The 24865-nt window shown below is 67.0% G+C and carries 24 protein-coding genes; 15 read left to right on the forward strand and 9 right to left on the reverse strand.

The annotated features are described in order from the left end of the window. Window positions 1-9: 9 nt before the first annotated feature. From Cocul_RS02505 to Cocul_RS02525, 5 genes are all read left to right on the forward strand, one after another. Window positions 10-642: a TIGR03085 family metal-binding protein gene (locus tag Cocul_RS02505; protein WP_245622073.1), complete on the forward strand. Its 633-nt coding sequence runs from the start codon at window positions 10-12 to the stop codon at window positions 640-642. Between the two features lie 79 nt (window positions 643-721). Continuing rightward, window positions 722-3709, forward strand: coding sequence for an FtsK/SpoIIIE family DNA translocase (locus Cocul_RS02510; protein ID WP_082422117.1), 2988 nt, complete (start codon window positions 722-724; stop codon window positions 3707-3709). A gap of 181 nt (window positions 3710-3890) precedes the next feature. Next, window positions 3891-4904 (forward strand): TerC family protein, encoded by a 1014-nt coding sequence (locus tag Cocul_RS02515; protein WP_055121722.1) that lies wholly within the window; start codon window positions 3891-3893, stop codon window positions 4902-4904. A gap of 11 nt (window positions 4905-4915) precedes the next feature. Further along, window positions 4916-5515: a CDP-diacylglycerol--glycerol-3-phosphate 3-phosphatidyltransferase gene (gene pgsA, locus Cocul_RS02520; protein ID WP_055121723.1), complete on the forward strand. Its 600-nt coding sequence runs from the start codon at window positions 4916-4918 to the stop codon at window positions 5513-5515. A gap of 70 nt (window positions 5516-5585) precedes the next feature. Beyond that, a complete protein-coding gene (locus Cocul_RS02525) occupies window positions 5586-6062 on the forward strand; it encodes a CinA family protein (RefSeq protein ID WP_055122014.1) in 477 nt (158 codons plus the stop codon). A 42-nt stretch (window positions 6063-6104) separates the two neighbouring features. Here Cocul_RS02525 and Cocul_RS02530 read toward each other — a convergent pair whose 3' ends face one another. Further along, window positions 6105-6476, reverse strand: a complete 372-nt coding sequence (locus Cocul_RS02530; protein ID WP_425388762.1) for a helix-turn-helix domain-containing protein — start codon at window positions 6474-6476, stop codon at window positions 6105-6107. A gap of 177 nt (window positions 6477-6653) precedes the next feature. Between Cocul_RS02530 and Cocul_RS02535 the strand changes: the two genes are divergently transcribed. Continuing rightward, on the forward strand, window positions 6654-7478 hold the full coding sequence (locus Cocul_RS02535) for a PspA/IM30 family protein (RefSeq protein ID WP_055121724.1): 825 nt from the start codon (window positions 6654-6656) through the stop codon (window positions 7476-7478). Between the two features lie 11 nt (window positions 7479-7489). Here the strand turns inward: Cocul_RS02535 and Cocul_RS02540 are convergent, their stop codons facing one another. Genes Cocul_RS02540 through Cocul_RS02550 form a run of 3 tightly spaced genes read right to left on the reverse strand, consistent with a single transcriptional unit; the run spans window position 7490 to window position 9367 of the window. Beyond that, complete coding sequence (locus Cocul_RS02540) at window positions 7490-8125, reverse strand: energy-coupling factor transporter transmembrane component T family protein (protein ID WP_055121725.1); 636 nt, start codon at window positions 8123-8125, stop codon at window positions 7490-7492. After that, on the reverse strand, window positions 8122-8814 hold the full coding sequence (locus Cocul_RS02545; RefSeq protein WP_055121726.1) for an energy-coupling factor ABC transporter ATP-binding protein: 693 nt from the start codon (window positions 8812-8814) through the stop codon (window positions 8122-8124). The genes Cocul_RS02540 and Cocul_RS02545 overlap by 4 nt, the downstream gene beginning before the upstream one ends. Further along, entirely contained in the window at window positions 8807-9367 is a 561-nt protein-coding gene (locus tag Cocul_RS02550; RefSeq protein WP_055121727.1) for a biotin transporter BioY, read from the reverse strand. Before Cocul_RS02550 ends, Cocul_RS02545 begins: the two co-directional genes overlap by 8 nt. A 199-nt stretch (window positions 9368-9566) precedes the next feature. Here Cocul_RS02550 and recA point away from each other — a divergent pair, with 199 nt between their 5' ends. The 4 genes from recA to Cocul_RS02570 are packed head-to-tail and all read left to right on the forward strand — an operon-like array spanning window position 9567 to window position 13605. Beyond that, window positions 9567-10709: a recombinase RecA gene (gene recA / locus Cocul_RS02555; RefSeq protein WP_055121728.1), complete on the forward strand. Its 1143-nt coding sequence runs from the start codon at window positions 9567-9569 to the stop codon at window positions 10707-10709. 7 nt (window positions 10710-10716) lie between these two features. Beyond that, window positions 10717-11334, forward strand: coding sequence for a regulatory protein RecX (locus tag Cocul_RS02560; protein WP_055121729.1), 618 nt, complete (start codon window positions 10717-10719; stop codon window positions 11332-11334). A gap of 35 nt (window positions 11335-11369) precedes the next feature. After that, a complete protein-coding gene (gene miaB / locus Cocul_RS02565) occupies window positions 11370-12860 on the forward strand; it encodes a tRNA (N6-isopentenyl adenosine(37)-C2)-methylthiotransferase MiaB (RefSeq protein WP_055121730.1) in 1491 nt (496 codons plus the stop codon). Window positions 12861-12912: 52 nt separating this feature from the next. Continuing rightward, window positions 12913-13605 (forward strand): Rv2732c family membrane protein, encoded by a 693-nt coding sequence (locus tag Cocul_RS02570; RefSeq protein ID WP_055121731.1) that lies wholly within the window; start codon window positions 12913-12915, stop codon window positions 13603-13605. A 63-nt stretch (window positions 13606-13668) separates the two neighbouring features. Here Cocul_RS02570 and Cocul_RS02575 read toward each other — a convergent pair whose 3' ends face one another. After that, window positions 13669-14988, reverse strand: a complete 1320-nt coding sequence (locus Cocul_RS02575) for a DUF349 domain-containing protein (protein ID WP_055121732.1) — start codon at window positions 14986-14988, stop codon at window positions 13669-13671. Between the two features lie 127 nt (window positions 14989-15115). Between Cocul_RS02575 and Cocul_RS02580 the strand changes: the two genes are divergently transcribed. Genes Cocul_RS02580 through dapF form a run of 3 tightly spaced genes read left to right on the forward strand, consistent with a single transcriptional unit; the run spans window position 15116 to window position 17459 of the window. Next, window positions 15116-15736, forward strand: coding sequence for a hypothetical protein (locus Cocul_RS02580; protein WP_245622074.1), 621 nt, complete (start codon window positions 15116-15118; stop codon window positions 15734-15736). Beyond that, complete coding sequence (gene miaA / locus Cocul_RS02585) at window positions 15733-16650, forward strand: tRNA (adenosine(37)-N6)-dimethylallyltransferase MiaA (RefSeq protein WP_055121734.1); 918 nt, start codon at window positions 15733-15735, stop codon at window positions 16648-16650. Before Cocul_RS02580 ends, miaA begins: the two co-directional genes overlap by 4 nt. Next, window positions 16647-17459, forward strand: a complete 813-nt coding sequence (gene dapF / locus Cocul_RS02590; RefSeq protein WP_245622075.1) for a diaminopimelate epimerase — start codon at window positions 16647-16649, stop codon at window positions 17457-17459. Before miaA ends, dapF begins: the two co-directional genes overlap by 4 nt. On the opposite strand, the gene Cocul_RS02595 is transcribed toward dapF, so the two are convergent. Next, window positions 17456-18202: a hypothetical protein gene (locus Cocul_RS02595; RefSeq protein WP_055121735.1), complete on the reverse strand. Its 747-nt coding sequence runs from the start codon at window positions 18200-18202 to the stop codon at window positions 17456-17458. The genes dapF and Cocul_RS02595 overlap by 4 nt on opposite strands. Before the next feature lie 47 nt (window positions 18203-18249). On the opposite strand from Cocul_RS02595, the gene hflX reads away from it, so the two are divergent. Further along, on the forward strand, window positions 18250-19770 hold the full coding sequence (hflX, locus tag Cocul_RS02600; RefSeq protein ID WP_245622076.1) for a GTPase HflX: 1521 nt from the start codon (window positions 18250-18252) through the stop codon (window positions 19768-19770). 158 nt (window positions 19771-19928) lie between these two features. Continuing rightward, the gene (locus Cocul_RS02605; RefSeq protein WP_055121737.1) at window positions 19929-21206 is read left to right on the forward strand and encodes a uracil-xanthine permease family protein; all 1278 of its coding nucleotides are present in this window, start codon (window positions 19929-19931) and stop codon (window positions 21204-21206) included. Window positions 21207-21277: 71 nt separating this feature from the next. On the opposite strand, the gene Cocul_RS02610 is transcribed toward Cocul_RS02605, so the two are convergent. The 3 genes from Cocul_RS02610 to Cocul_RS02620 all read right to left on the reverse strand — a co-directional run bounded on the left by Cocul_RS02610 (window position 21278) and on the right by Cocul_RS02620 (window position 24787). Continuing rightward, a complete protein-coding gene (locus Cocul_RS02610; RefSeq protein WP_055121738.1) occupies window positions 21278-21547 on the reverse strand; it encodes an HPr family phosphocarrier protein in 270 nt (89 codons plus the stop codon). 145 nt (window positions 21548-21692) lie between these two features. Next, complete coding sequence (locus Cocul_RS02615) at window positions 21693-23762, reverse strand: PTS fructose transporter subunit IIABC (protein ID WP_055121739.1); 2070 nt, start codon at window positions 23760-23762, stop codon at window positions 21693-21695. Between the two features lie 50 nt (window positions 23763-23812). Then, complete coding sequence (locus Cocul_RS02620; RefSeq protein ID WP_055121740.1) at window positions 23813-24787, reverse strand: 1-phosphofructokinase family hexose kinase; 975 nt, start codon at window positions 24785-24787, stop codon at window positions 23813-23815. Window positions 24788-24865 lie beyond the last annotated feature (78 nt).

Here is a 24865-nt window from a genome sequence, read left to right on the forward strand (position 1 = left end):
CTGGGGCGCATGTCTTTTGCGAGCGCCGAGCGCGCCAAACTGCGCGATTTATTGCTGGAAGTGGGGCCGGAGGCGCCCACGCTGTGCGAGGGGTGGGTAACGCACGATCTGGCGGTGCACCTGTGGCTGCGGGAATGCCGCCCCGATGCCTCGGCGGGAATGGTTCTTGGCTTTCTCAACGGGCACCTGGAATCGCTCACGCGCCGCCAGAAGTCCCGTCCGTATGAGTCCGTGGTGCGCGAGTGGGGTTCCGGCCCCGGCAGGCTGTCTCCGGCGCGGCTTATCGACGTCCCCTTCAACACCGTCGAGCACTTCGTCCATCACGAGGACGTGCGCCGGGGTGGGGGAGAGGTGGAGCCCCGGGATTTCTCCCGGCGGGTCAACGAGTTGTTGTGGGGGTATTGCGGGCGCATGGCGCCGATGATACTGCGCCGCAACCCGCGCCCGGTGGTGCTGGAGGGGCGCGGTATGCGTCCCATCGTGGCGGCGGATCGGCGCGGGGTGGCGGCCAAGGGTGATGCGGTGACGCGGGTGCAGGGTGAGCCCGGCGAGATCTTGCTGTGGTGCTACGGGCGTTCCGCGGCGGAGGTGACGGTGGAGGGGAACGAGGGCGAAGGCTCCGAGTCAAGCCTCCAGGGGTGACTGGGGGATACGGAAAAGTTTTTAGCGCGCTGGTGTGGCGCATGTGAATCATGGGGCTAGAGGAACTATCCTGGTGCGCATGTCTGCCACGAGTTCGTCCACCCGGAAACCGCGCCGCTCCGGTACCCGCCCGGGTGAAACCCGCCGCCTAGAGGAGCGCACCGCGGTCATCTCGCGTGATCGTGGTGTCCCCGCCACGGCGGCCTTCCGCGCCGCCGAAACCTCGCAAGAGCGCACCGGGAGCGCGGTGGGAGCCGTGAGCAGCGGAGTGAAGTCCCTCTTTGGCGCGGCCGCCGGCGGGGTGGGAAGGCTCACCCGCCGCCTCGGTGGCGCGCACACACCAGAAGAAAAATCGGAGGATATGAGCAGGAAACCCGCAAAGCCCAAGAAGAAGGCCGCTGCCAAGGAAAACTATGAGGAGGAGCCGGAGAAGGAGAACGCCGCTCCCTCCGTAGGCTTGGCCGAGAGCGTGCGCGAGCACTCCGACGGCATCGGCCTGAGCCTCATCGGGGTGGCCGTGGTGCTGGGAGCCTCGGTGTGGTTCGACGTGGCCGGCCCCATCGGGGAGTTCATCGCCAGGGGAGTGCACGCCGTGATCGGGGCCGGGGCCTTTGTGCTTCCCATCGCCCTGGTGGCGGTGGCCGTGGCGCTGATGATGGGAATACGCCAGCCCAAGGAGGTGATGGTGCGCGTGACCGGCGGCACCGCGCTCATCGCGGTGGCGATGCTGGGGCTGATTCACCTGCTCGCCGGCGATCCGGCCGAGGCGACCGGGAGGGACGCCGCCGGGGGGTTGGTGGGAGCCTATACCGGCGGCGTCTTGGCCGTGGGATTTAGCCGTTACCTGGCCATTCCCATCCTGGCGCTGGTGATTTTCTATGGCGCGCTCAAGGTCACGGGTATTACCGTGAGGGAGGGCTATGACTACGTGGTGGAGCTGATCCGCAGCTCCGCTAACGCGGATAGGGAGGAGGAACCCGAGGACGCCTACTCCCACGTGGACGAGGAATTGGAGCGTCGCGTGCGCCCGGAGGCTCAACCGGCCACCCCGAACCCCCGAGAGCCTCGCGCGCCGCGCGCCCCCAAGCGCCCCGCCCCGCGCGGTTATGACCTTCCCCCCGAGGACGTTGAGGAGCGGGAACCTGATCCCGAGGGGCTCTTTGGCCGGAAGAGGCGCGCGCAGGCCTCCCCCTCGGTGGCCGATACCGACGAGTTCCCGGCCCTGGACTTTGAGGAGACCGAGCCGCCGGAAGAAACCCCTGAGGTCCCCCGCGATGCGGTCACCACCAGCCGAGAGTCCATCCGCCAGGCCATCATCGCGCGCTCTGGGGGAGCCGCGCCGCGCCGCGCCGCCGAGCCGACGCCGCCCCCCGCGCCCGCGCCCGTGGTGACGGAACCGGAGGAGGACGGGGAGGACGAGGAGTTCCTGCCCCCCGCGGCGGCCACGGGGGCGTCGGAAAGCGACTATGCCCTGCCCTCCACGGAGCTGCTGATCGTCGGGGAACCGCCCCGCGAGCGCTCCGAGGCCAACGATCGCATGATCGAGGCGATCACGGCGGTGTTTGAGGAATTCAAGGTGAATGCGGCGGTGACCGGCTTCTCGCGCGGGCCCACGGTGACGCGCTACGAGGTGGAACTGGGGCCGGGCGTGAAGGTCTCCAAGATCACTAACCTGCAATCGAACCTGGCCTACGCGGTGGCCACGGATAACGTGCGGCTGCTCACGCCGATTCCGGGCAAGTCCGCCGTGGGCATCGAGGTGCCCAATACGGATCGGGAGATGGTGCGCCTGGCCGATGTGCTCAACGCCCCGGCCACGGTGGACAACAAGGATCCGATGCTCATTGGCCTGGGCAAGGACATCGAGGGTGATTTCATCTCCGCCTCCGTGCAGAAGATGCCGCACCTCTTGGTGGCCGGCTCCACCGGCTCGGGCAAGTCCGCCTTTGTGAACTCGATGCTGGTTTCCCTTCTCACCCGCGCCACCCCGGAGGAGGTGCGTCTGATCCTGGTGGATCCCAAGATGGTGGAATTGACCCCCTACGAGGGGATTCCCCACCTGATTACGCCGATCATCACGCAGCCGAAGAAGGCCTCCGCCGCCCTGCAATGGCTGGTGGAGGAGATGGAACAGCGCTACATGGACATGAAGGCCGCCCGCGTGCGGCACATCAAGGACTTCAACCGCAAGGTGCGCTCCGGGGAGATCCAGGCCCCGGCGGGCTCCCAGCGCGAGTACCGGCCCTATCCCTTCATCGTGTGCGTGGTGGACGAGCTGGCCGACCTCATGATGACGGCCCCGAAGGAGATCGAGGAATCCATCGTGCGGATCACCCAGAAGGCGCGCGCGGCGGGTATCCACCTGGTGCTGGCCACCCAGCGCCCCTCGGTGGACGTGGTGACCGGCCTGATTAAGACCAACGTGCCCTCCCGGTTGGCCTTCGCCACCTCCTCTCTCACGGATTCCCGCGTGATCCTGGATCAGGGCGGGGCGGAAAAACTCATCGGCATGGGCGACGCCCTCTTTATCCCTCAGGGCGCGGGGAAGCCGCAGCGCTTGCAGGGCTCCTTTGTTACCGACGAGGAGATTCAGCGGGTGGTGGAGGCCGCCAAGGAGCAGGCCGAGCCGGATTACACCGAGGGCGTGACCGAGGAGAAAGCCGCGGAGAAAAAGGAGATTGACGAGGACATCGGAAAGGACATGGATGACCTCCTGGAGGCCGTGGAACTGGTGGTGACCTCCCAGCTGGGTTCCACCTCCATGTTGCAGCGCAAGCTGCGCATCGGCTTTGCCAAGGCCGGGCGCCTCATGGATCTCATGGAATCGCGCGGCGTGGTGGGCCCCTCCGAGGGCTCCAAGGCCCGCGAGGTGCTGGTCAAGCCCGAGGAATTGGACACTATCGTGTGGATGATTAAGGGGGCCGATCCCGCCGAGGCGCCCAAGGAGGAGACTTTCGACGCCCCCGCGGCGCAGGGACATGGAGGGGGCGCTGAGGGGGCCGATGGTTCCGGGAGCGAGGCGCGCAGCGTGAGCGCCACCTATAATCCCACCGGCGGAGCCTTCTAGTGCTAAACTAATCCGCCATAGGAGGGGAGTACCCCGCCCACAGCATTGATCGTCAACACGGATGGCTTTGCGGCTGCCGGGTGAAGGCGCGGCGAAGTCCCCGGTCATGCTGGCTCGGCTTCGTGGCGAGTGGGGGAGACCTCCGGTTATCTTTCCACCGAACCAGAGGCTGCGTGTCAGCATGACTGTTCCGCTATGGATCTGGGGAGCCACCTGTTTGGTGATCCTCGGTCTTTTTATTTTCGATTTTTACTCCCACGTGCGTACCCCCCACGAGCCCACGATCAAGGAATCCGCCTGGTGGTCGGTAGTCTACGTGCTGCTGGCCCTGGCCTTTGGCGGCTTCGTGTACGCGGTGTGGGACCACCAGCACGGCATAGAGTATCTCACCGGCTATGTCACGGAAAAAGCGCTTTCCGTGGATAACCTTTTTGTCTTTGCCCTCATCATGGGTGCCTTCCAGATTCCCCGGAAATACCAGCAAAAGGTGCTGCTGATCGGCATCGCCTTGGCCCTGGTGTTCCGGCTGGTCTTTATCTTGCTGGGCGCCTCCATCATCAATGCGTGGTCGGACGTGTTCTACCTCTTCGGCATCTTCCTGCTGTTTACCGCGGCAAAGATGATCCTGGACGAGGTGCGCGATGCCCCGCCCACGGACCCGCAGGATATGTGGGTCATCAAGCTGGTGCGCAAGGTGGTGCCGGTGACGGAAACGTACGAGTCCGATCACCTCACCCTGAAGAAGAACGGCAAGCGCTACTTCACCCCGCTCATGGTGGCGCTGGTGGCCATTGGCATGGTGGACGTGATGTTCGCCCTGGATTCCATTCCGGCTATCTACGGGGTCACCCAGGAGGCCTACCTGGTGTTCACCACCAACGCCTTCTCCCTGCTGGGTCTGCGCCAGCTCTACTTCCTGCTCGACGGCCTGCTCGATCGCCTGGGCTATCTTTCCTACGGGCTTTCGATCATCCTGGGATTCATCGGCATCAAGCTGATCTTCCACGCCCTGCACGAGAACAACCTGCCCTTCATCAATGGCGGAGAGTCCGTCCACGGCGTGCCGGAGATCAGCACGGAGGCCTCCCTGCTGGTGATCGTGGGTGTGCTGGTGGTCACGGTGGTGGCCTCGCTATGGAAGAACAAGCGGGATAGGCGCAACGAGCAGACCACGGGGGCACCCGCGCACCCCTAAGGGGTACAGTGATGGGCGTGAATGCCTCAACGACGAGCGGCGGGTCCCCCGTGCAGGCTCCATCGAACTGGAACCTGCCCAACGTGCTGACGTGCCTGCGCATCGTTTTTGTTCCCGTGTTTGCGTGGCTCACGCTGCGCGGGGATAACACCCACACCGGGTGGATGTGGGCGGCCTTTGGCACCTTCGCGGCGCTGATGATGACCGACAAGCTCGACGGCGATATTGCCAGGTCGCGGGGGTTGGTCACGGACTTTGGCAAGATTGCCGATCCCATCGCGGATAAGGCTCTGATGATTACCGCGCTGGTGTGCCTCAACCTCACCGGGGCCATGCCGGTGTGGATCACCGTGGTGATCGTGGTGCGGGAGCTTGGCATCACCCTGTGGCGCATGGTGTTGTTGCGCCGGGGCAAGGTGGTTCCGGCGAGTAGGGGCGGCAAGCTGAAAACCGTGCTGCAATCCCTGGGCGTGGCCCTGTATCTGTGCCCGCTGCCGGGGTGGATGGATTGGCCCACCTACGGCGTGATGCTGGTGGCCGTGTCCGTTACCGTGGTCACCGGGGTGCAGTACGTGGTGGACGCGCAGCGGCAAAAACCAGCCGAGGGGTAGCGGCGTGGTCGGTGAGACCGCGCTCGGGGGTCATGGAGGCCGGCGCGGGGAGCAGGCTACCGCGCGCGACATCGCCGGAGACGTGGTGGCTGCGCTGCGTGGTCGTAGGGAAACCCTCGGCTGGTGTGAATCCCTCACCGCCGGGTTGGCCGCCGCCACCGTCGCGGAGATCCCTGGGGCCTCCGCCGTGTTGCGCGGCGGCCTGGTGGTGTACGCCACGGATCTGAAGGAATCCCTGGCCGGGGTTCCCGCCGGGGTACTGGCCGATCATGGCCCGGTGGCTAAGGAGACGGCCCTGCACATGGCCCGCGGCTGCGCGGAAAAACTGGGGGTGACCTGGGCCGTGGCGCTCACCGGGGTGGCCGGGCCGCAACCCCAGGATGGGCATCCGGTGGGCGAGGTATGGCTGGGGTATTACGGCCCGGGCCTATGGACGGCGCGGCGTCATGACCTGGCGAGGGATCGCGCCGCGATCCGGGAGGAATCCGTGCGCCTTGCCCTGGATGGCCTGCTGCGCTTGGTTCACTCGGCCGCGAAGAGCACCTAGCGCCTCCACGCGGGGAGGGCGCGGCGTGGGGCGGTAGCCCGGTTAGGGCGTTTCCCTGGGGGCGGCCCCGCTGAGATCGCCCGTGGCCAGTTCCTCCGCCACATCGCCCAGAGCCATGGAGCCTGCGGCCTCGATGAGCACGTCCGCCACGGTTACTCCCAGGGCGTGACACACGGAGGCAAGAAGCTCGGAGGAGACCTCCTTGCGGCCGCGCTCCAGCTCGGAGATGTATCCGGGGGAGACGCGCGCGGATTCCGCCAACTCGCGCAGCGTGATGCGCCGTTCGGCGCGGAAGGCGCGTAGGGCGTCCCCAAGGGCCTCGCGCAGCAGGGGCTCCGGGCGGGGCCGCCTGCGCTGGGGTGTCCGTGGGGCCGCGGGGCGGGTGGTCAAAGTAGCGGTTTGTGTACCCATCATGTTATGTAACTCGCCGCACCGGGTTTTTGTTCCCACCGGGGGTTCTGCTCCCCCGGTTCCCGGTGCCGCTGAGCGGGGAACGTGGGTTCCATGGGTGCGCGGTTGGCCCGCTGGGAGGCGCGGAAATAAACGCGGTACTATTCACACTGGATACGCACAATAGGAGGAACACGGACGATGGCAAACCCGTTCAGCAAGGCGTGGAAGTACCTGATGGCGCTCTTTGACAGCAAGATCGAGGAGAACGCCGATCCCAAGGTGCAGATCGAGCAAGCCATGGCGGAGGCCCAAAAGCAGCATCAGGAACTCTCCAAGCAGGCCGCGGCGGTGATTGGTAATCAGCGTCAATTAGAAATGCAGCTTAATCGCCGTCTGGAGGAGATTGAGAAGCTCCAGGCCAATACCAAGCAGGCGCTGCAACTGGCCGATCAGGCCCGCGCCCAGGGCGATGAGAAGAAGGCCGTGGAGTATGAAAACGCCGCCGAGGCCTTTGCCGCGCAGTTGGTCACGGCCGAGCAGTCCGTGGAGGACACTAAGCAGCTCCACGATCAGGCCATTCAGCAGGCGCAGCAGGCCAAGCAGGCGGTGGAGCGCAACTCTGCGAAGTTACAGCAGCAGGTGGCCGAGCGCTCCAAGCTGCTCAGCCAGCTGGAGCAGGCGAAGATGCAGGAGAAGGTGGCGGAGTCGGTCAAGTCGATGAACGCCTTGACCTCCGGTGCTACGCCGAATCTGGATCAGGTGCGCGATAAGATCGAGCGCCGTTACTCGCATGCCCTGGGCCAGGCGGAACTTGCGGAGAACTCCGTGGAGGCGCGCATGGCAGAGGTGCAGCAGGCCGGGATTCAGATGGCCGGGCATTCCCGGTTGGAGCAGATCCGCCGCGAAATGAACGCGGGTACCCAGGAGCAGGCCAAGCAGATCGAGTCCGGCGGCGCGCAGGCCCCCTCGGCGGCGGACGACGCCGTGGCTCGCCGCATGAAGGAACTGCGTGGCGAGATTTAAATAGGCGAGATTTAAATATCAGGGCGGCGAGGTGAGTGCTCCTCGTCGCCCGCGCCGCGGGCCCACAGGGCCTCCGCGATGGCCTGGGCGCGGTTGAGGGATCGAATGAGCACGGGGGTAATGAAGGCGCGGGCGCTCCACGCGGCTCCTCGCGCCCTGCGGGCCTCTAGCACCTCCCGCACGGTGCCCACCTGCACCGGGATCATACGCAGGGTGAGCGAGAGCGCGAGGGAGAATCGCTCGGCGGGAAACCCCCAGCGCGCCAGTGGGGAGAGTCCCTTTTCTAGCCCCTCCATGAGGTCAGCGATGGTGGTGGTCAGGGTGAGCAGGGCGGCCGCCATGAGCGAGGAACCCAGGGTTATCACGAGCACGGCGGCGTGTTCCGCGCCGCGCTGCCACCACTGGAACGCCCCGAGAAAGAGCAGCACGGGCAGGGGTGGCCACAGTTGTGACCACGCCACGGGGAGGGGGATGCGCGCCAGTGCGTAGCCCAGCGCGCAGGGCAGAACGTAGAGCGCGGCGGCAGGGAGGGAATGGACGGCCAGGACGCCCACGAGCACGTATCCCAGCACGGCGAGGAGCTTGGCGTCCACGCCCGCTCGGTGCACCGGGGAATGGCCGGGAACGTACACGCCCAGGGGGGTCATTGCTCGGCCTCGATGCGGGTTTTATATGCCTCAATGACCTCGTGGGGGGTACCGTCGTCAACGATGCCGCCCTGGTCGATGCAGAGCACGCGATCGAAGTCCGCGAGAAGGTCGAGGTCGTGAGTGACCACGATGAGTTGCTGGCGCAGCGCGGCGAAGCGGCTTTGAATAAGGCGACGATTGCGCAGGTCGAGCAGGGTGGTGGGCTCATCGGCCACGATGAGGCTGGGCCGGGAGATGAGCACGGAGGTCAGGGCGAGGAGTTGCTTTTGTCCACCGGAGAGCACGTGCGGGGAGGAGTCCGCGTGCGCGGTAAGCCCCATCTCCGCCAGGGCAGCCTCGGCGCGCTCCTGGCGCTGGGCCTTGCTGAGGGTTTTGTTGGTGCGCAGGGAAAAGGCGACGTCATCGCGCACATTGGGCATGATGATCTGGTTATCGGCATCGGAAAAGATGAAGCCCACCAGTTGACGCACCTGCTTACCCTGTTTGCGCACGTTCAGGCCGTCAACAAGCACCTCGCCGCTGGTGGGGGTGGCTAGGCTGTTGATCATGCGGGCGAAGGTGGACTTTCCGGAGCCGTTGGCCCCGATGATGCCGATGCGGTGCTCGCGCAGCGTGGTGGTGACGTGGTGGAGGATCGGGCCGGTGCCGTAGTCCAGGGTGACGTCGCGGAACTGAATCTCAGGCATGGGCGGCGGGGCGCAGCAGGTGCGGCAGGGCGGCGTGGATCGTCGCCGCGACGGCGATGACCACGAGGAGCTTGAGGGCGTCGATAAGCACGAAGGAACCCTGCGAGAGGGTAGCCGCACCCACGGACATGTCCGCGCGTAGGACGAGGCCGATGGCCCCGCAGAGGTATTGCGAGAACAGCGCGACGATGGCGGCGATGCTCAGCGCGAGGTAGCGGTTGCCGCGCAGGTGGTAGGCGAGAAACCCGGCGAGGGCGGTGGAGACGATATAGCCGATGATGTAGCCCGCCGTGGGGCCGGCGAGGGCGGCGGTGATGCTGCGGCCCCCGGCGAGGACGGGGAGAACGAGGCCGAGGGCGAAGAAGATGGCCACGGTGATGAGGCCGCGGCGCGCCCCGAGGACGAGTCCGGTGAGGATGAACGCGGCGTTTTGGAGCACGATGGGCACGCCCGCGCTGCCCACGGGGATGGAGACGAAGGCCAGCACGATGATGAGCGCGGCAAACACGGCGGCCAGAGCGAGGTCGGTGAGGGAACGAAGCGAGGGATTCATGCTAGAGAACTTACCTTGAACACCGTTTAATGTGGAGCGCGGGGTTCGCGGGTTTGCCATTCGAACATGCGTGCGTGTATGTTCGGGAATTGTCGCGCCCACCGTCTAGGGTGAGGGCCAGGCTAGCGGGGGAACCACGATGGTTCCGCGGCGGTCTAAACTGTGAGGGCTTCCAGCGATCACCGAAGGGTTAAAGATAATGGCTGCAAAGAAAAAGACCACCAACGCAAAGAGCACCGGCGAGGATCGGCAGAAGGCTCTCGACGCCGCCCTGGCGCTGATCGAAAAGGACTTCGGCAAAGGTGCCGTGATGCGCCTGGGCGAGGATAAACGCCCCCCGGTGCGCGCCATTTCCTCCGGCAATACGGCTATCGACGTTGCCCTGGGCGTCGGTGGCTTTCCCCGTGGGCGGATCGTGGAGATCTACGGCCCGGAGTCCTCGGGCAAAACCACCGTGGCGCTGCACGCGATTGCCTCCGCGCAAAAAGACGGCGGCATTGCGGCGTTTATCGACGCCGAGCACGCCCTCGACCCCGAGTACGCCCGCAAACTGGGCGTGGATACCGATGCCCTGCTGGTCTCCCAGCCGGATACCGGCGAGCAGGCCCTGGAGATCGCGGACATGCTGGTGCGTTCCGGGGCCATTGACATCATCGTGGTGGACTCCGTGGCGGCGCTGACGCCCAAGGCGGAGATCGAGGGCGAGATGGGCGATAGCCACGTGGGCCTCCAGGCCCGCCTGATGAGCCAGGCGCTGCGGAAGATGACGGGCGCGCTATATAACTCCGGCACCACCGCCATCTTTATTAACCAATTGCGCGAGAAGATCGGCGTGATGTTCGGCTCGCCGGAGACCACCACGGGCGGTAAGGCGTTGAAGTTCTACGCCTCCGTGCGGTGCGACGTGCGCCGTATCCAAACCCTCAAAGACGGCCAGGATGCCATTGGCAACCGCACCAAGATCAAGGTGGTCAAGAACAAGGTATCCCCGCCCTTCAAGGTGGCGGAGTTTGACATCATCTATGGCGAGGGCATCTCCCGCGAGTCCTCTCTCATCGACATGGGCGTGGAAAACGGCGTGATTAAAAAGTCCGGCTCCTGGTTCACCTACGAGGGCGATCAGCTGGGCCAGGGCAAGGAAAAGGTGCGCCTGAATCTCAAGGAGAATACCGCCCTGGCCGATGAGATCGAACAGAAGATCCTGGCCAAGCTCGGCATGGGGGAGAACCCGGAATCGGAAGGAGCAGAGGGCCCGGCAGGCTCAGCGGCAGGTGCGAACGAGGGATTGAGCGACGAGCCTGTGGACGTGGTGCCCAACGTGGACTTTGACGACGAGGACTGATCCCACCATGTCTGAGAGAGCGAGGCAAGCGATCCGCGAGGAGCGAGAAAGCAAGGAAGAAAAACTCGCGCGGCTGCGCAGCGCCATCGCTCACTATCAGCCGCAGGGTTTCTTTAACGCCGAGGAGGAACAGTCCAAGTCCACGGTGCGCGAGGCGGCGCTGCGGCTGCTGGATCACCGGGCGCGATCCCGGCACGAGCTACAGGAACGGCTGCTGGATAAGGAACACGATCCGGCCCTGGTGGCCGCAGTGCTGGATGACTTGCAGGAGGCGGGCCTGGTAGACGATGCCGCTTTTGCCTGGGAGTGGGTGCGGCAACGCTCCGGGAGGCGGGGCAAATCCACCCGCCTCCTCGCCCGGGAACTGCGGGAAAAGGGCGTGGCGGCGGGGGAACGCCAGGAGGCCCTGGCGCAGATCACCCGGGAGGAGGAGCGCGCCACCGCCCTGGCCTGTGCGCGCAAGAAGGCACGTGGGATCAAGGAGGTGCCGGAGGACTATGTGGGCAAGCACAAGGATCTCCGCCGGGTGGTGGGCGTGTTGGCTCGCCGGGGCTTCTCCGAGGGAATATCCCTGGCCCTAGCGCGGGAGGCGGTGGAGGAGCGATACCGGGAACTTGAGGGCTAGGTGAGTTTGGGTTCTCACCGGTCCAGGCCATTAGAATGTGGCCCGTGATGAAGCAAGAAGCCCACCCCCGCACCTATGAGGTGAAAACCTTTGGGTGCCAGATGAACGTGCATGATTCTGAGCGTCTGGCCGGTCTCTTGGAGGAAGCCGGATACGTTCCGGCCTCCACCGACGCCCAGGCGGATCTGGTGGTGTATAACACCTGCGCCGTGCGGGAAAACGCGGATAACCGCCTGTATGGCTCCCTGGGGCAGTTGAAAAAGGTGAAGGATCAGCACCCCGGAATGCAGATCGCCGTGGGTGGGTGCCTTGCGCAGAAGGATCGCTCCACGGTGGTGGACAAGGCCCCCTGGGTGGACGTGGTGTTTGGCACGCACAACATTGGCTCGCTGCCGGCGCTGCTGGATCGTGCCCAGCACAATGATCGCGCCGAGGTGGAGATCGTGGAGGCGCTGGAGGAGTTTCCCTCGGTGCTGCCCGCCAAGCGGGAATCGGCCTATGCCGGGTGGGTATCCATCTCCGTGGGGTGCAATAACACCTGCACCTTTTGCATTGTTCCCTCGCTGCGCGGCAAGGAGGCAGACCGCCGTCCCGGCGATATTCTCGCGGAGGTGCAGGCCCTGGTGGATCAGGGGGTCACGGAGGTGACCCTACTGGGGCAAAACGTCAACGCCTACGGCGTGCACTTTGCCGATCCCGATCTGGAGCGCGATCGCTCGGCCTTCTCCAAGTTGCTGCGCGCCTGCGGGGAGATCGAGGGCCTGGAGCGGGTGCGGTTTACCAGCCCCCACCCGGCGGAGTTCACCTCGGACGTCATCGACGCCATGGCGGAAACTCCCAACGTGTGTCCGCAGTTGCACATGCCCCTGCAATCCGGCTCGGATGCGGTACTGAAGTCCATGCGGCGTTCCTATCGCACCAGAAAGTTCCTGGGCATCCTGGAGGAGGTGCGGGCCAAGATTCCGCACGCGGCGATCACCACGGACATCATCGTGGGCTTCCCCGGGGAGACCGAGGAGGACTTTCAGGCCACCCTCGATGTGGTGGAAAAGGCCCGCTTTACCTCCGCATTCACCTTCCAGTACTCGCCCCGGCCCGGCACCCCGGCGGCAGAGATGGGCAACCAGGTACCCAAAGAAGTGGTGCAGGAGCGCTACGAGCGGCTGATCGCCCTCCAAGAGAGGATTAGCGCGGAGGATAACGCCGCCCTGATGGGCACGGCGGTGGAACTCATCGTGCAAGATCAGGCCGGGCGAAAGAATCACCGCACCCGGCGCATGTCCGGGCGCGCCCGCGATGGCCGCCTGGTGCACTTTGATCCTTCGGGGGCCACGGAGGCCATTCGCCCCGGCGACGTGGTGGAGGTGACGGTGACGGATTCCACCCCGTTCTTCCTCATCGCGGACTCCGGGGTGGCGTGGCACCGCCGCACCCGCGCGGGAGACATGGCGGAGATCGGCCGCACGCCCACTACCGCGCCCGTGGGGGTGGGCTTGGGCATGCCGAGCCTGCGCCCGCGCTCCTAATTTTTTCGCCGGCATCACATATCAACTGAGCACGACCGAGGGCAGGAATCTCATGGCAGAAGCACACAAGGAAGAGCACTCGGCGGCGCAGTTGGCCGAGCTGGAGCGCAAGGCGGCCTCGCGGCTATGGCTGGGTACACCGGGGTACGTGCTGCTGGGTGCCTTCGTATTCTACGTGGTCTCGCTGTTTCTTCCCCAGGTCACGGGGGTGGCGGGATACCAGGTGTTGCTCTTTAGCGACGCCGCCTCCGAGGCCGGGGTGAAGGTCACCGAGTATATCTTCGCCGTCTGTGCCTTCCTGGGCCTGGGCGTGTTCACGGGGCTGGCGCTCGCCCTGCGTCGCACGGTGTGGGCCTTGTTGGCCTGGATGCTGTGCACCGTGGCAATGGTGGAGGCGCTCTTGGCCATGTGGCTGCGTCAGACCCGCCCGGGCAGCGAGGAGGCTACCAGCGCCGGGGCCGGGGCGTACCTGGCGATCTTCGCGGTGGTGGTGGCCGTGGTGGTGTATTCCCTCATCGCGCTGCGCCGCTCCCCGGAGCAGGAACGCATCGCGCAGGCGCGAGCCGAGGTCAGTGATCTCGACGAGGTGGGCTACGCCCAGCGAGCGGCCCTGGTGAAACAACAGCAGCGCGGCGAGCAGGACAATCCGCTGCTGGTGGATGATCGGCGTAGCCGGGCCACGGAGCGGGCCGCGCGAGCGAGGCGGCCGGAACCCACTGGGAAGAGAAAGAATAGGGAGAAATAAACCGACCCCCTCGGTCGCATCCATGCTGGGATGAGGCCGAGGGGGATTCGTATTGGTGGGTGGCTACCGATTCTCCACGGCCTGCGCCGCAGCGTTGGCCCATTCGGCCCACTGGGCAGCCTGGGCGCGGAATTTCTCGGCCTGAGCGGCGTTGCCCTTGGCCTCCGCCTGCTCGGCCTGGGCGGTGAACTCGTCCACCTTGGCCTGGAACTGCGCGGCCCGCGCCTGGGCGGCGGGATCGGTGCGCCGCCACTTGCTTTCGGCGGCCTCCTTGACGGAGCGTTCCACGGCGGCGATCTTATCCTCGTATTCGCGCACCTTGCCGCGGGGAACGTAGCCGATCTGCTCCCACTTCTCCTGCAACTCCGCCAGCTTGTCTCGGGCGGCTTCTAGGTTGTCCTCGGGGTTAATCAGGGGCCGGTATTCCGCCAGCAGGGCGTCCTTGGCGGCGGCGTTGTCCGCGTATTCGCGGTCGCGGGCGTCGTTGGCGGCGGTACGGGCGTTGAAGAAGTGATCCTGGGCGCTGCGGAACTGTTCCCACAGGGCGTCGTCCGCCTCGCGGGGGGCGCGCCCGATGGTTTTCCATTCCTTCATCAGGTCGCGGAAGGCGCGGGCGGTTTCGCCCCAGTCCGTCGAGTCTTGCAGCGCCTGGGCGCGCTCCACCAGCTCTTCCTTGGAGCGTTTGGCCTGGGCGCGGGCGCGGTCAAGGTCGGCAAAGTGGGAGCCGCGGCGGCGGTTGAAGGAGTCGCGGGCGCGCGAGTAGCGCTTCCAGAGTTGATCGTCGGTCTTGCGATCCACCCCGTGAATGGTTTTCCATTCGTCGAGGATCGCGTGTATCCTGTCCCCGGCGGCCTTCCACTCGGTGGAGTTCGCGGCGATCTCCTCGGCCTCGGCGGCCAGTTTCTCCTTGGCGGCGATGGCCTCGGCGCGGCGGCGTTGCTTTTCCTGGGTCACCTGGGCCTGCGCGGTATCGGTATCCGCGATGATCCCCACCAGGCGGGTGTCCAGGGAGTCGAGGTCACCGATCACGGCGGCGGTATCGAGCTGAGAGCGGATGTCCTTGGCCTGGGCGCGGATGGCCGCGGCGTCCTCGGGGTGGAGGCGCAGGCGGGATTCCAGCAGGGAAACCTCGGTGGAGAGGTCGTCGTAGCGGGACCCGAAGTGCGCCAGGCCCTCCTCGGGGGTGCCGGCCTTGTACTGGCCGATGCGGCGTTCTCCGTCGCCGGTGCGTACCCACGCGGTGCCGTCGGCCTCCACGCGCCCCCATTGCGCCGGATTATTGGGCGCGGGCCGGGCGGCGGGAGCCTGCGCCGCGGCCTTGGGGCCGAGGGCGGGCTTTTTCTTTGCCAATTGCGCCGGGTTGGGGGCGGGCTGGGGGGTCATATCGGAAACCACGTCCTTATTGGTTGAGTTCTCACGCCGCGCTGCGCGCGACCGTCACACATCGCACCTATCAAATGTACAGGCCCGCCCCTTGCGCGTCATGATCCACCCATTAACCTTATTCCTCGTGACTGCTCAACTCTTGGTGATGCCCGGAAGCCCCGCCCTCGTTGCGGCGCTGGCCCAACGCGACGAGGCGGCGCAGCGCCTGCGCGCGCTGGCCCAACGCAGCGCGGAGAGGTACGCGGACATGCCGATTCACCTGGTGGGCAGCGAGGACGAGAGATGGTTTACCGCCCATGCGGGGAGCTTCCGCGCCTGGGGAGCCCCGCAGGAGCAGGTGGGTGAGGGGCACTACCTCCCGGAACTGGTCATGCGCCACGTGCTTGGCCCCCGGGCGAACGTGGTGCAGGTGCGCGATCGCCTGTGCACCCCGGAGGAGGGTGTTCTCACGGTGGTGGCCCTGGACGGCTCGGCGGGGCTGACCCCTCGCGCGCCGCTTTCGCTCCTCGACGGCGCCTCCCGCGCCGATCAGTGGTGCCGCGATCTGCTGGCGGGCCGCCTGCGGCAGGGCGGGCCTGGCGAGGAGGGTGGTGATCTTTGCCACTGGCTGAGCCGGGCCGGGGTGATCGAGCCGGAACTGTGGTGCGAACTCGCCGCGCTGAGACCCGATCGCGCGCACCTGGTGGACGCGGACGCCACCGCCGGGGTGGGCCGGTATGTGGCCCAGTGGGAGTGGGAGGCGTGAGCGCCCCGCACCCGCCCACCCCCATCGCCGTGGTGGGGCCCACGGCGTCGGGAAAGTCCGCTCTGGGCCTGGCTCTGGCTCATCATCTGGGCGGGGAGATCGTGAACGTGGATTCCATGCAGCTCTACCGGGGCATGGACATCGGCACGGCCAAACTCAGCGTGGCGGAGCGCGAGGGCGTACCCCATCACCAGTTAGACGTGTGGGAGGTCACAGAGACGGCCTCGGTGGCGCGGTACCAGCGTGCGGCGGTGGCGGACGTGGAGGCCCTGCGGGGGCGCGGCGTCACCCCGATCCTGGTGGGCGGCTCCATGCTGTACGCGCAGTCGCTGCTCGACGACTGGCAGTTTCCCCCCACGGATCCGACGGTGCGGCAACGGTGGCAGGAGCGCCTGGACGAGGAGGGCGTGGCGGCCCTCCACGCCGAGTTGGCGAGGCGTGACCCGCAGGCGGCCAGGATCATCGAGGATCAAGATCCCCGCCGCACCGTGCGCGCCCTGGAGGTCATCGAACTCACCGGCAGGCCGTACCAGGCGAGCCAGCCACCGATCGGCGCGCCGCCGCGCTGGAATACCCGGATCATCGGCCTGGAGACCACGCCGGAGTGGCTCAACCCGCGCATCGCTCGGCGCACCGAGGGCATGTTTGAGGCGGGGCTGGTGGCCGAGGTGGAGGGGCTGGCGGCCCAGCGCGGCCTGCGGCGCGATTCCACGGCGGGCCGCGCCATCGGGTACGCGCAGGTGCTGGCGGCCCTGGCGGGGGAGCTGAGCTGGGAGGAGGCCCGTGAGCGCACCACCACGGGCACGCGGCGCTATGTGCGCAGGCAGCGGGCATGGTTCCGCCGCGATCCCCGGATTCATTGGGTTGACGCGGCCGGTGATACCTTCGCCCAGGCGCTAGAGTGGCTGGGGTGAGCAAGGAAACGGAATTGCTATATGCCAAAGGCCACGGAACGGGCAATGACTTCCTCATCATTCCCGATGAAAACGAGGAGATTGACTTAAGCCCGCAGCGGGTGGCCCGCCTGGCGGATCGGCACAGGGGCCTGGGCGCCGATGGCATCTTGCGCGTGGTGCGCCGGAATGATGTGTGGTTTATGGATTACCGCAACGCGGACGGCTCCCTCGCGGAGATGTGCGGCAACGGCGTGCGGGTGTTTGCCCACTGGCTCTACTCCCGTGGGTTGGTGGATACCGCCGCGTTCACCGTGGACACCAGGGCCGGGCTCCGCGTGGTAGAGGTGCGCGAGGCCACGGCCCGGCGCGCGGTGGTGTCTGTGGACATGGGGCCGGTGCGGGTGGAGGGGCTCTCCACCGCGCGCATGGGGGAGCGATCCTTCGCCGGATTGGGCATCAACGTGGGCAACCCCCACCTGGCCGCGGTGATCCCGAACCTGGATACCCGGGGCTTAGCGGACTGGCCACTGGGCCAGCCGGAGTGGGACCATGACTTCTTTCCCCAGGGCGTCAACGTGGAGGTGCTCACCCCGCTTATCGACGGCGCGGTGGACATGCGCGTGTGGGAGCGCGGCGTGGGGGAGACCCTCTCCTGCGGTACCGGTACCGTCGCGGCGGCCACCGCGGCGCTTGCCGACGCCGGGCGCACCACCGGGGAGGTCACCGTGCGGGTTCCCGGCGGCGAGGTGACCGTGACCCTCGGGGAGGAATCCGCCACGCTCACCGGCCCCTCGGAGATCGTGGCGGAGGGCACCACCTGGCTTTAATGCCCGCCGCAGCCGCAGGAGCCGCCGCCCCCGCCGCAGCAGCCCCCGCCGAGGGGGGCTTTAATGGAGGCCACCAGCATGACCGTCCCGGCGATGACCTCATCGCGCTGGGGTAACTCGGGGGCATCGGGCAGGCACACGTCGAAGGGGAAGGGGCCGTCCACGGTGGCGTGGATAAAGCGCTGCCCGGTCAGCTCCGCCGTGCGGTACTCCGCCTCAAGCACCCGCGCGGAGAACTCCGCGGAGGCGTCGGGAGCCGTGGCCCCCGTGCCCGCCGCCACGCTTTGGGCCCCCTCCGAGAGGATCATGCCAAGGACGTTGCCGGTGGCGTTCTCATATTCCACCGCCGAGGGATAGACGGCGGTATCAATGCCCAGGGCGGTCACGGCCAGCGGCTGGAACTGCTGCTGGCCGTCCTCGGCCAGCAGCGGGCCCTGGGCAAGGTTGCAGGTGACGGCGGTCAGCGCGTTGCCCAGGGGATCGACGATCTCGCAGAGCGCCACCACGTCGGTCAGCATGTCCACGTGCGCGTAGGTCTGGGTGACGGAATCGAAGCCAGCGAAGGTAGCAAAGGGCTCCACCGCCAGGATGTTGATCTGCGCCCCGGAGCGATCCGCGAACTGGATCAACTGCCCCCCGCGCACCTCCCCGGTTACCGAGAGCGCGTTGGAGGCAATGGCGGCCTCCACCGCGTCCTGCCACGTGGAAAAACCCAGGCCGATGCTTTTGAGATCCGTGCTCATGGCACAAACTCTAGTCCCCCGCGGGGAGTGTGGGACAATGGGCGGCGATGAACAACCCAATGGATTCCACCGATTCCCTCCCCGATTCCCACGAGGAACTCCTGGCCCAGGCCTTGAGCGGCAGCGCGGGCCCGGAGGGGGCGTCGATAAGCACCGACGAACCCACGGTGGGCGATCTCGACCTCTCCGAGCGCAACTCCCTGCGGCGCGTGTACCGCCACACCACCATTCACGCCGAGGAACAAGCCGATGGCTACGAGGTGGAGTACCGCAAACTACGCCTGGAACGGGTGATCCTGGTGGGGGTGTGGACGCAGGGCACCCTCGCGGAGGTGGAGGCCACCATGAACGAGCTGGCGGCCCTGGCGGAGACCGCCGGCGCGGAGGTGGTGGAGATGCTTTATCAGCGCCGCGATAAGCCGGATTCTGGCACCTACGTGGGCTCCGGCAAGGTGGAGGAACTGCGCGATACGGTGGCCGCCACCGGGGCGGACACCGTGATCTGCGACGGCGAACTCAACCCCGGGCAGTTGGTGGCCCTGGAAAACGCGCTGAATACCAAGGTCATTGATCGCACCATGCTGATCCTGGACATCTTTGCGCAACACGCCAAGTCCAAGGAGGGCAAGGCGCAGGTCTCCCTGGCCCAGATGGAATACCTCATCACCCGCGTGCGCGGCTGGGGCGGTAACCTCTCGCGCCAGGCGGGCGGGCGCGCCGGGTCCAACGGCGGTGTGGGTCTGCGCGGCCCCGGCGAAACCAAGATCGAGGCGGATCGCCGCCGCCTGCGCGCGGACATGGCGCGGCTGCGCAAGGAACTCGCCGCGATGAAAACCTCCCGCGAGGTCAAGCGCTCGCGGCGCAGCGCCTCGCTCACGCCCAAGATCGCCATCGCCGGGTACACCAACGCCGGAAAGTCCTCCCTCATCAACGCGCTCACCGGGGCGGGTGTGCTGGTGGAGGACGCGCTTTTTGCCACCTTGGATCCCACCACCCGCAAGGCGCAGCTGGCCGACGGCCGCTCCATCATCTTCACCGACACCGTGGGCTTCGTGCGTCACCTGCCCACGCAGCTGGTGGAGGCCTTCAAATCCACCCTGGAGGAGGTGCTAGAGGCGGACCTCATGCTGCACGTGGTGGACGGCTCCGATCCCTTCCCCCTCAAGCAGATTCAGGCCGTCAACCACGTGATCGCGGACATCGTGCGGGAAACCGGCGAGCAGGCCCCGCCCGAGGTGATCGTGGTGAACAAGACGGACATCGCGGACCCCCTGGCCCTGGCGGAGCTGAGGCACGTGATCGAGGACGCGGTATTCGTCTCCGCCGCCACCGGGGAAGGGATCGGGGAGCTGGAATCGCGCATCGAACTCTTCCTCAACACCCTTGACAGCCACGTGATCCTGGAGATTCCCTTTACCCGGGGCGAGGTGGTCTCCCGGGTACACGAGTTTGGCACCGTGTTGGACGAGCAGTACACGGATACCGGCACGCGGATCGACGTGCGCCTGCCGCGCCGCCTGGCGGAGGAACTGGGGGAGTTTGAGGTTATATCTTCCCTGGAGGAATGATTATTTATCATTACCTCCCCCGGAGGGGCGTTGTGCAGCCCTCTCCGAAAAGCCACCGCCGAGGAAACACCGCACGGCAGGGGCCTCGTATAATCCTCGCGTAAGGGTATTTCTGGCAGATAGGTTCCGCTCATGCTCTCCGTCAAGGAACAACCGTGATGAGGTGGGCCGTCCACGGCGACGGCAAGAAGATCCTTCCCGGGGAGGTAGTGGCCCCCGAGGAGCGCCTGGATTGGCCGCGCACCATCGGCATAGGGATGCAGCACGTCATCGCCATGTTCGGGGCCACCCTGCTGGTGCCCACCCTCACCGGCTTCCCGGTGAACACCACCCTGCTTTTCTCCGGGGTGGGCACCATGCTTTTTCTCCTCCTCACCGCCAACCGCCTGCCCAGTTACCTGGGTAGTTCCTTCGCTTTCATCGCCCCGCTGGCGGCTACCCAGGGCGAGGGGATCGCGGTGCAACTCGGCGGCGTGGTGGCCGCGGGCCTGGTGCTCGCCGCGGTGGGGTTGGCGGTCAAGGTGGCCGGGAGGAAGGCTCTTGATGCGGTCATGCCGCCCGCCGTCACCGGCGCGATCGTGGCGCTGATCGGCCTGAACCTTGCGCCCACCGCCGCGCGTAATTTTGAGGCACAGCCCCTGGTGGCCGCCGTGACCCTGCTGAGCATCACGATCCTCACGGTGGCGGGCCGGGGCATGGCGGCGCGCCTGGGGATCCTCGGCGGGGTATTGATCGGCTGGGTTTTTGCCGCCGCCACGGGCAACCTCGCGGACGGCGCGCGCGAGACGATTGCGCAGGCCGCCTGGGTGGGCGTGCCGCAGTTCCACACCCCGGAGTTCCGGCTCTCCGCGATCCTGGTCACCCTGCCGGTGGTCATCGTGCTCATCGCGGAAAACGTGGGCCACGTCAAGGCCGTTTCCGCCATGACGGGGCGCAACCTCGACGATCGTGCGGGGGACGCCCTGCTTGCCGACGGCCTCGCCACCACGCTCGCCGGTGGCTTCGGAGGATCGGGCACCACCACCTACGCGGAGAACGTCGGCGTGATGGCCGCCACCAGGGTGTATTCCACCGCCGCCTACTGGGTGGCCGCACTCACTGCCGTGGCGCTGGCCTTTATCCCCAAGTTTGGCGCGCTGATCCTGAGCATTCCCGCCGGGGTTCTCGGCGGGGCCACCCTGGTGCTCTATGGGCTCATCGGCATGCTCGGCGTGCGGATCTGGCAGGATAACAAGGTGGATTTCAACCACCCGGTGAATCTGACGGCGGCGGCCGTGGCCCTGGTGGCGGGGATCGGCAATCTCACCCTGCGCGTGGGTTCGGTGGAACTAGAGGGCATCGCCTGGGGCTCGGCCGGAATCATGCTGGGATACCCGGTGCTGATGTGGTTGTATCGCCGCGTGGGGGAGGGAAACTCGGTGGCCCAAGCGCGGTAAAGGCGGTAGAAAAGGACCCGGCCGCTCATGGGGTGGCGGGCCGGGTGCTCGTTTGATTTGGGCCGGGAGGGCTACTCGGAATCCAGGTCCTTCTCGATGAGGGCGGCGATCTTCTCCACGGCCTCGGCGTTCTCCGAGGTCACGGTCACCTGGTCACCCTTCTCCGCGCCCAGGGCCATAATCATCAGGGAGGAGGCGGCATCGGTCTCGTCGTCCTCATCGCCCCCTACCAGGGCGAGGAAGATGTCCTCGTCGTAATCGCCGGCGGCATCGGCAATGATGGAGGCCGGGCGGGCGTGCAGACCCACGGCGGAACCAACGGTGACGGTCTTAGAGGCCATGATTGTCCTTTCTTCCGCGCCCGGAGGCGCGGCGGGAAATAGAAAAATGCTCAGTCTTGTAGTCTAGGCGCGCCGGGGCGGCGGTGCCAGGTTCATGCTCCTGGCCACTCCTGATCGCTCTTGGCCGCACAGCGCGTGCGGGGGATCATGCGGCGGCCGGGGCGTTCTCTGGGGCCGTGGTTGCGGCCGCCTCCCGCACGGCCTTGTTGGGCCACAGTTGCTTCATGGCGAGCACCGCCAGGGTGGACACCGCGATGCCGGCGACCAGGGAGAGCACCCAGGCCAGGGCCGGGGAGATCGCGGGTAGCACGAAGATGCCGCCGTGCGGGGCGCTGGCGGTGACGCCGAGGGCCATGCTCAGCGCGCCGGTGACCGCGCCGCCAGCCATCATGGAGGGGATCACGCGCAGCGGGTCGGCCGCGGCGAAGGGAATCGCGCCTTCGGAAACGAAGGAGAGACCCAGCAGCCAGGAGGACTTGCCGTTTTCCCGCTCGGCGGGGGTAAACAGGCTGCCGCGCAGGAAGGTGGCTAGGGAGAGCGCGATGGGCGGCACCATGCCCGCGGCCATCACGGCGGCCATGATCTTCATGGAGGAATCATCCCCGGTGGAAAGGCCGGCGGTGGCAAAGAGGTAGGCCGCCTTGTTGACCGGGCCGCCGAGGTCAAAGCACATCATCAGGCCCAGGATCACGCCGAGCAGAACGGCGGAGGAACCAGACATGGAGTTCAGCCAATCCTGCAAGCCGGTCATGATGGCTTCCAGCGGCTTGCCCAGCAACAGGAACATCGCCAGGCCCACGATCATGGAGGTCAGCAGCGGGATAATCACCACCGGCATGAGGGAGGCCACCCAGCGCGGCACCTTCCAGGAGCCGATCCACATGGCGATGAGCCCCGCGAGGATGCCCGTGACCAGGCCGCCGATGAAGCCCGCGCCGAGGGCCACGGACAGCGCACCGCCCACAAAACCGGGGGCGATGCCGGGGCGGTTGGCCAGGGCGTAGGCGATGTAGCCGGAGAGCGCGGCTACCACGAAGCCCATCGCGGCCTGGCCGGTAGCAAAGAAAACGGCGGCCAGATAGAGCCCCAGCCCAGCGCGGTCAAAGGCCACCAACTGGCCGTTGATGACGGCCATCTGATCCGGCAGGTTAGTCAGGGAGTACTGAGTCACCAGAACCTGCCAGTAGTCACCCACCTCCCGGCCGCCGAGCATGAAGCCCAGGGCCAGCAGCAGGCCACCGGCGGCCACGAAGGGCACCATGTAGGATACGCCGGTCATCACGGCCTGTTGGATGCGCTTGCCCCAGCTGAGGCCCGAGCCCTCTTCCGGGGCGGAGTCGCTTGGCCTTGCCGCCCCACCGGCCACGCGGCGGGCGCGGGGATTCGCGGCGGCGGTCACCGCCTCGTCGAGCATGACGCCCGGCTCGTTGATGGCGCGCTTAACCCCGGATTCGATCACGGGCTTGCCTGCGAAGCGCTCGCGGTCCTTCACCCCGACGTCGGTGGCAAAGATCACGGCGTCGGCCGCCTCGATGGTGGCGGCGGGCAGCGGGGTGACGGCGGAGGAACCCTGGGGCTCCACGGCGAACTCGATGTCCGGGCGGGCCTCGGCGGTCTGGGTGAGGGCGTCGGCAGCCATGTAGGTGTGGGCGATGCCGGTGGGGCAGGCGGTGATGGCCACCACGCGGGTGACCTTGGCCGTGGCCTCCTGCGCCAGAGCCTTGGGGGCGGTCTCTGGGGCGGGCTTCTTTTTCTTGGGCGCGGCATTGACCACGCCGGTGACTAGTTCCACGATCTCCTCGGCCGTGGCGGCCCCACGCAGCCCCTCCAGGAAGTCCTTGCGCACCAGGGCGCGGGCGAGTTTGGAGAGGATTTTGAGGTGTTCCTTACCCCCGCCCTCGGGGGCGGCGATGAGGAACACCAGGGAGGCCTCCCCGTCCGGGCCGGAGAAGTCCACCGAGCGGCTGAGCCGGGCGAAGGCGAGGGTGGGTTCGGTGACGGCGGCGGAGCGGCAGTGCGGGATCGCCACGCCGCCGGGAACGCCGGTGCCGGATTTCTCCTCGCGGGCCCGGGCGTCGCGGGCGAGCACGGCGGCGTCGGTAGCGCGTCCGGTGTGGGCGACGAGGCGGGCGAGATTGTCGATGACGGCGGCGGGTTCACCGCCGTAGTCCACGTCGAGGCCGACGAGGTCGGCGGTGATGATGGGGGAGGACATCGGGTTCCTTTCTGAGATTGCGGTATGAAGTTGTACGGGTGGGTAAGGATTTAGGCGGCGATGCCGGTGACCTGGGTTCGCTCCATGTCTACCTGGTCGGGCCGGGGCAGGGTAGTACCGGGCAGGGCGGCGGCGGCGCTGCCGTAGGCTACCGCCTGGCGCAGGCGCTGCTCGGGGGCGGCCCCCTGCGTGGCGGCCAGCAGGTACCCGGCCAGCGAGCTATCCCCGGCTCCCACGGTAGACACCACGGCGGTGGGCGGAGGTGTGGCTTGCCACGCGCCTTGGGCCGTCACGAGCACCGCCCCGGCGCCGCCGAGGGTGACGAGCACGGATTCCACCCCACGGGCGACGATGGAGCGGGCGGCCTCCACCACGGGCTGAACGTCACCCGCCGCGGCCCGGCGCTCTAGGTGCAGCCCATCGCAGCCCACCAGTTGCCCTAGTTCCAGACCATTGGGCTTGATGAGGTGGGGGGCGGCGCGGTCAAAGCTTTCTCCCAGGGCGATCATTGCCGCGTCCGAGGTATCCACGGCCACGCGGGCTCGGGGAGCCTCCGCGCGCAGGCGAGCCACGAGTTCCCCGTACCAGCCGGCAGGCAGCCCCGGCGGCAGGGAGCCGGAGAGGGCGATCCACGGGGCGTCGTTGTGCTGCGCGGTTTCCACCAGGGTATCGGCCAGGAGTTCGCGCACCTCGGGGCTGATCTGCGGGCCGGGGCCGTTGAGCTTGGTGGTGGTGCCGTCGGGCTGGGTGATCGTGGTGTTGGTGCGCACGCGCTCGCTCATGGCGATGGCCCGGTGGGGGATGGCCTCCCGGGCGGCGAGTTCCACGAAGGGATCGGTGCTGGGTGCGGGGAAGAGGGCGAGGGTGGGGTGCTGGGCGAGGTGGATGGCGTGTGCCACGTTGACGCCCTTGCCGCCGGCCACGTGGCTGAGGGAGCGCAGCCGGTGGACGGAGCCTGGGGAGAGGGGTTCGGGGAGGGTGAGGGTGGCATCGACGCTGGGATTGGGGGTGAGCGTGAGGATCACGGGAGTCCTTGGGGTCGGTGGGAGACGGAGGTCACTGTAAATGTCTGATTATGTCTTAATCCTTTCGCTTGATGCCCG

Source organism: Corynebacterium oculi, from assembly GCF_001412105.1.
Taxonomy (GTDB): Bacteria; Actinomycetota; Actinomycetes; order Mycobacteriales; family Mycobacteriaceae; genus Corynebacterium; species Corynebacterium oculi.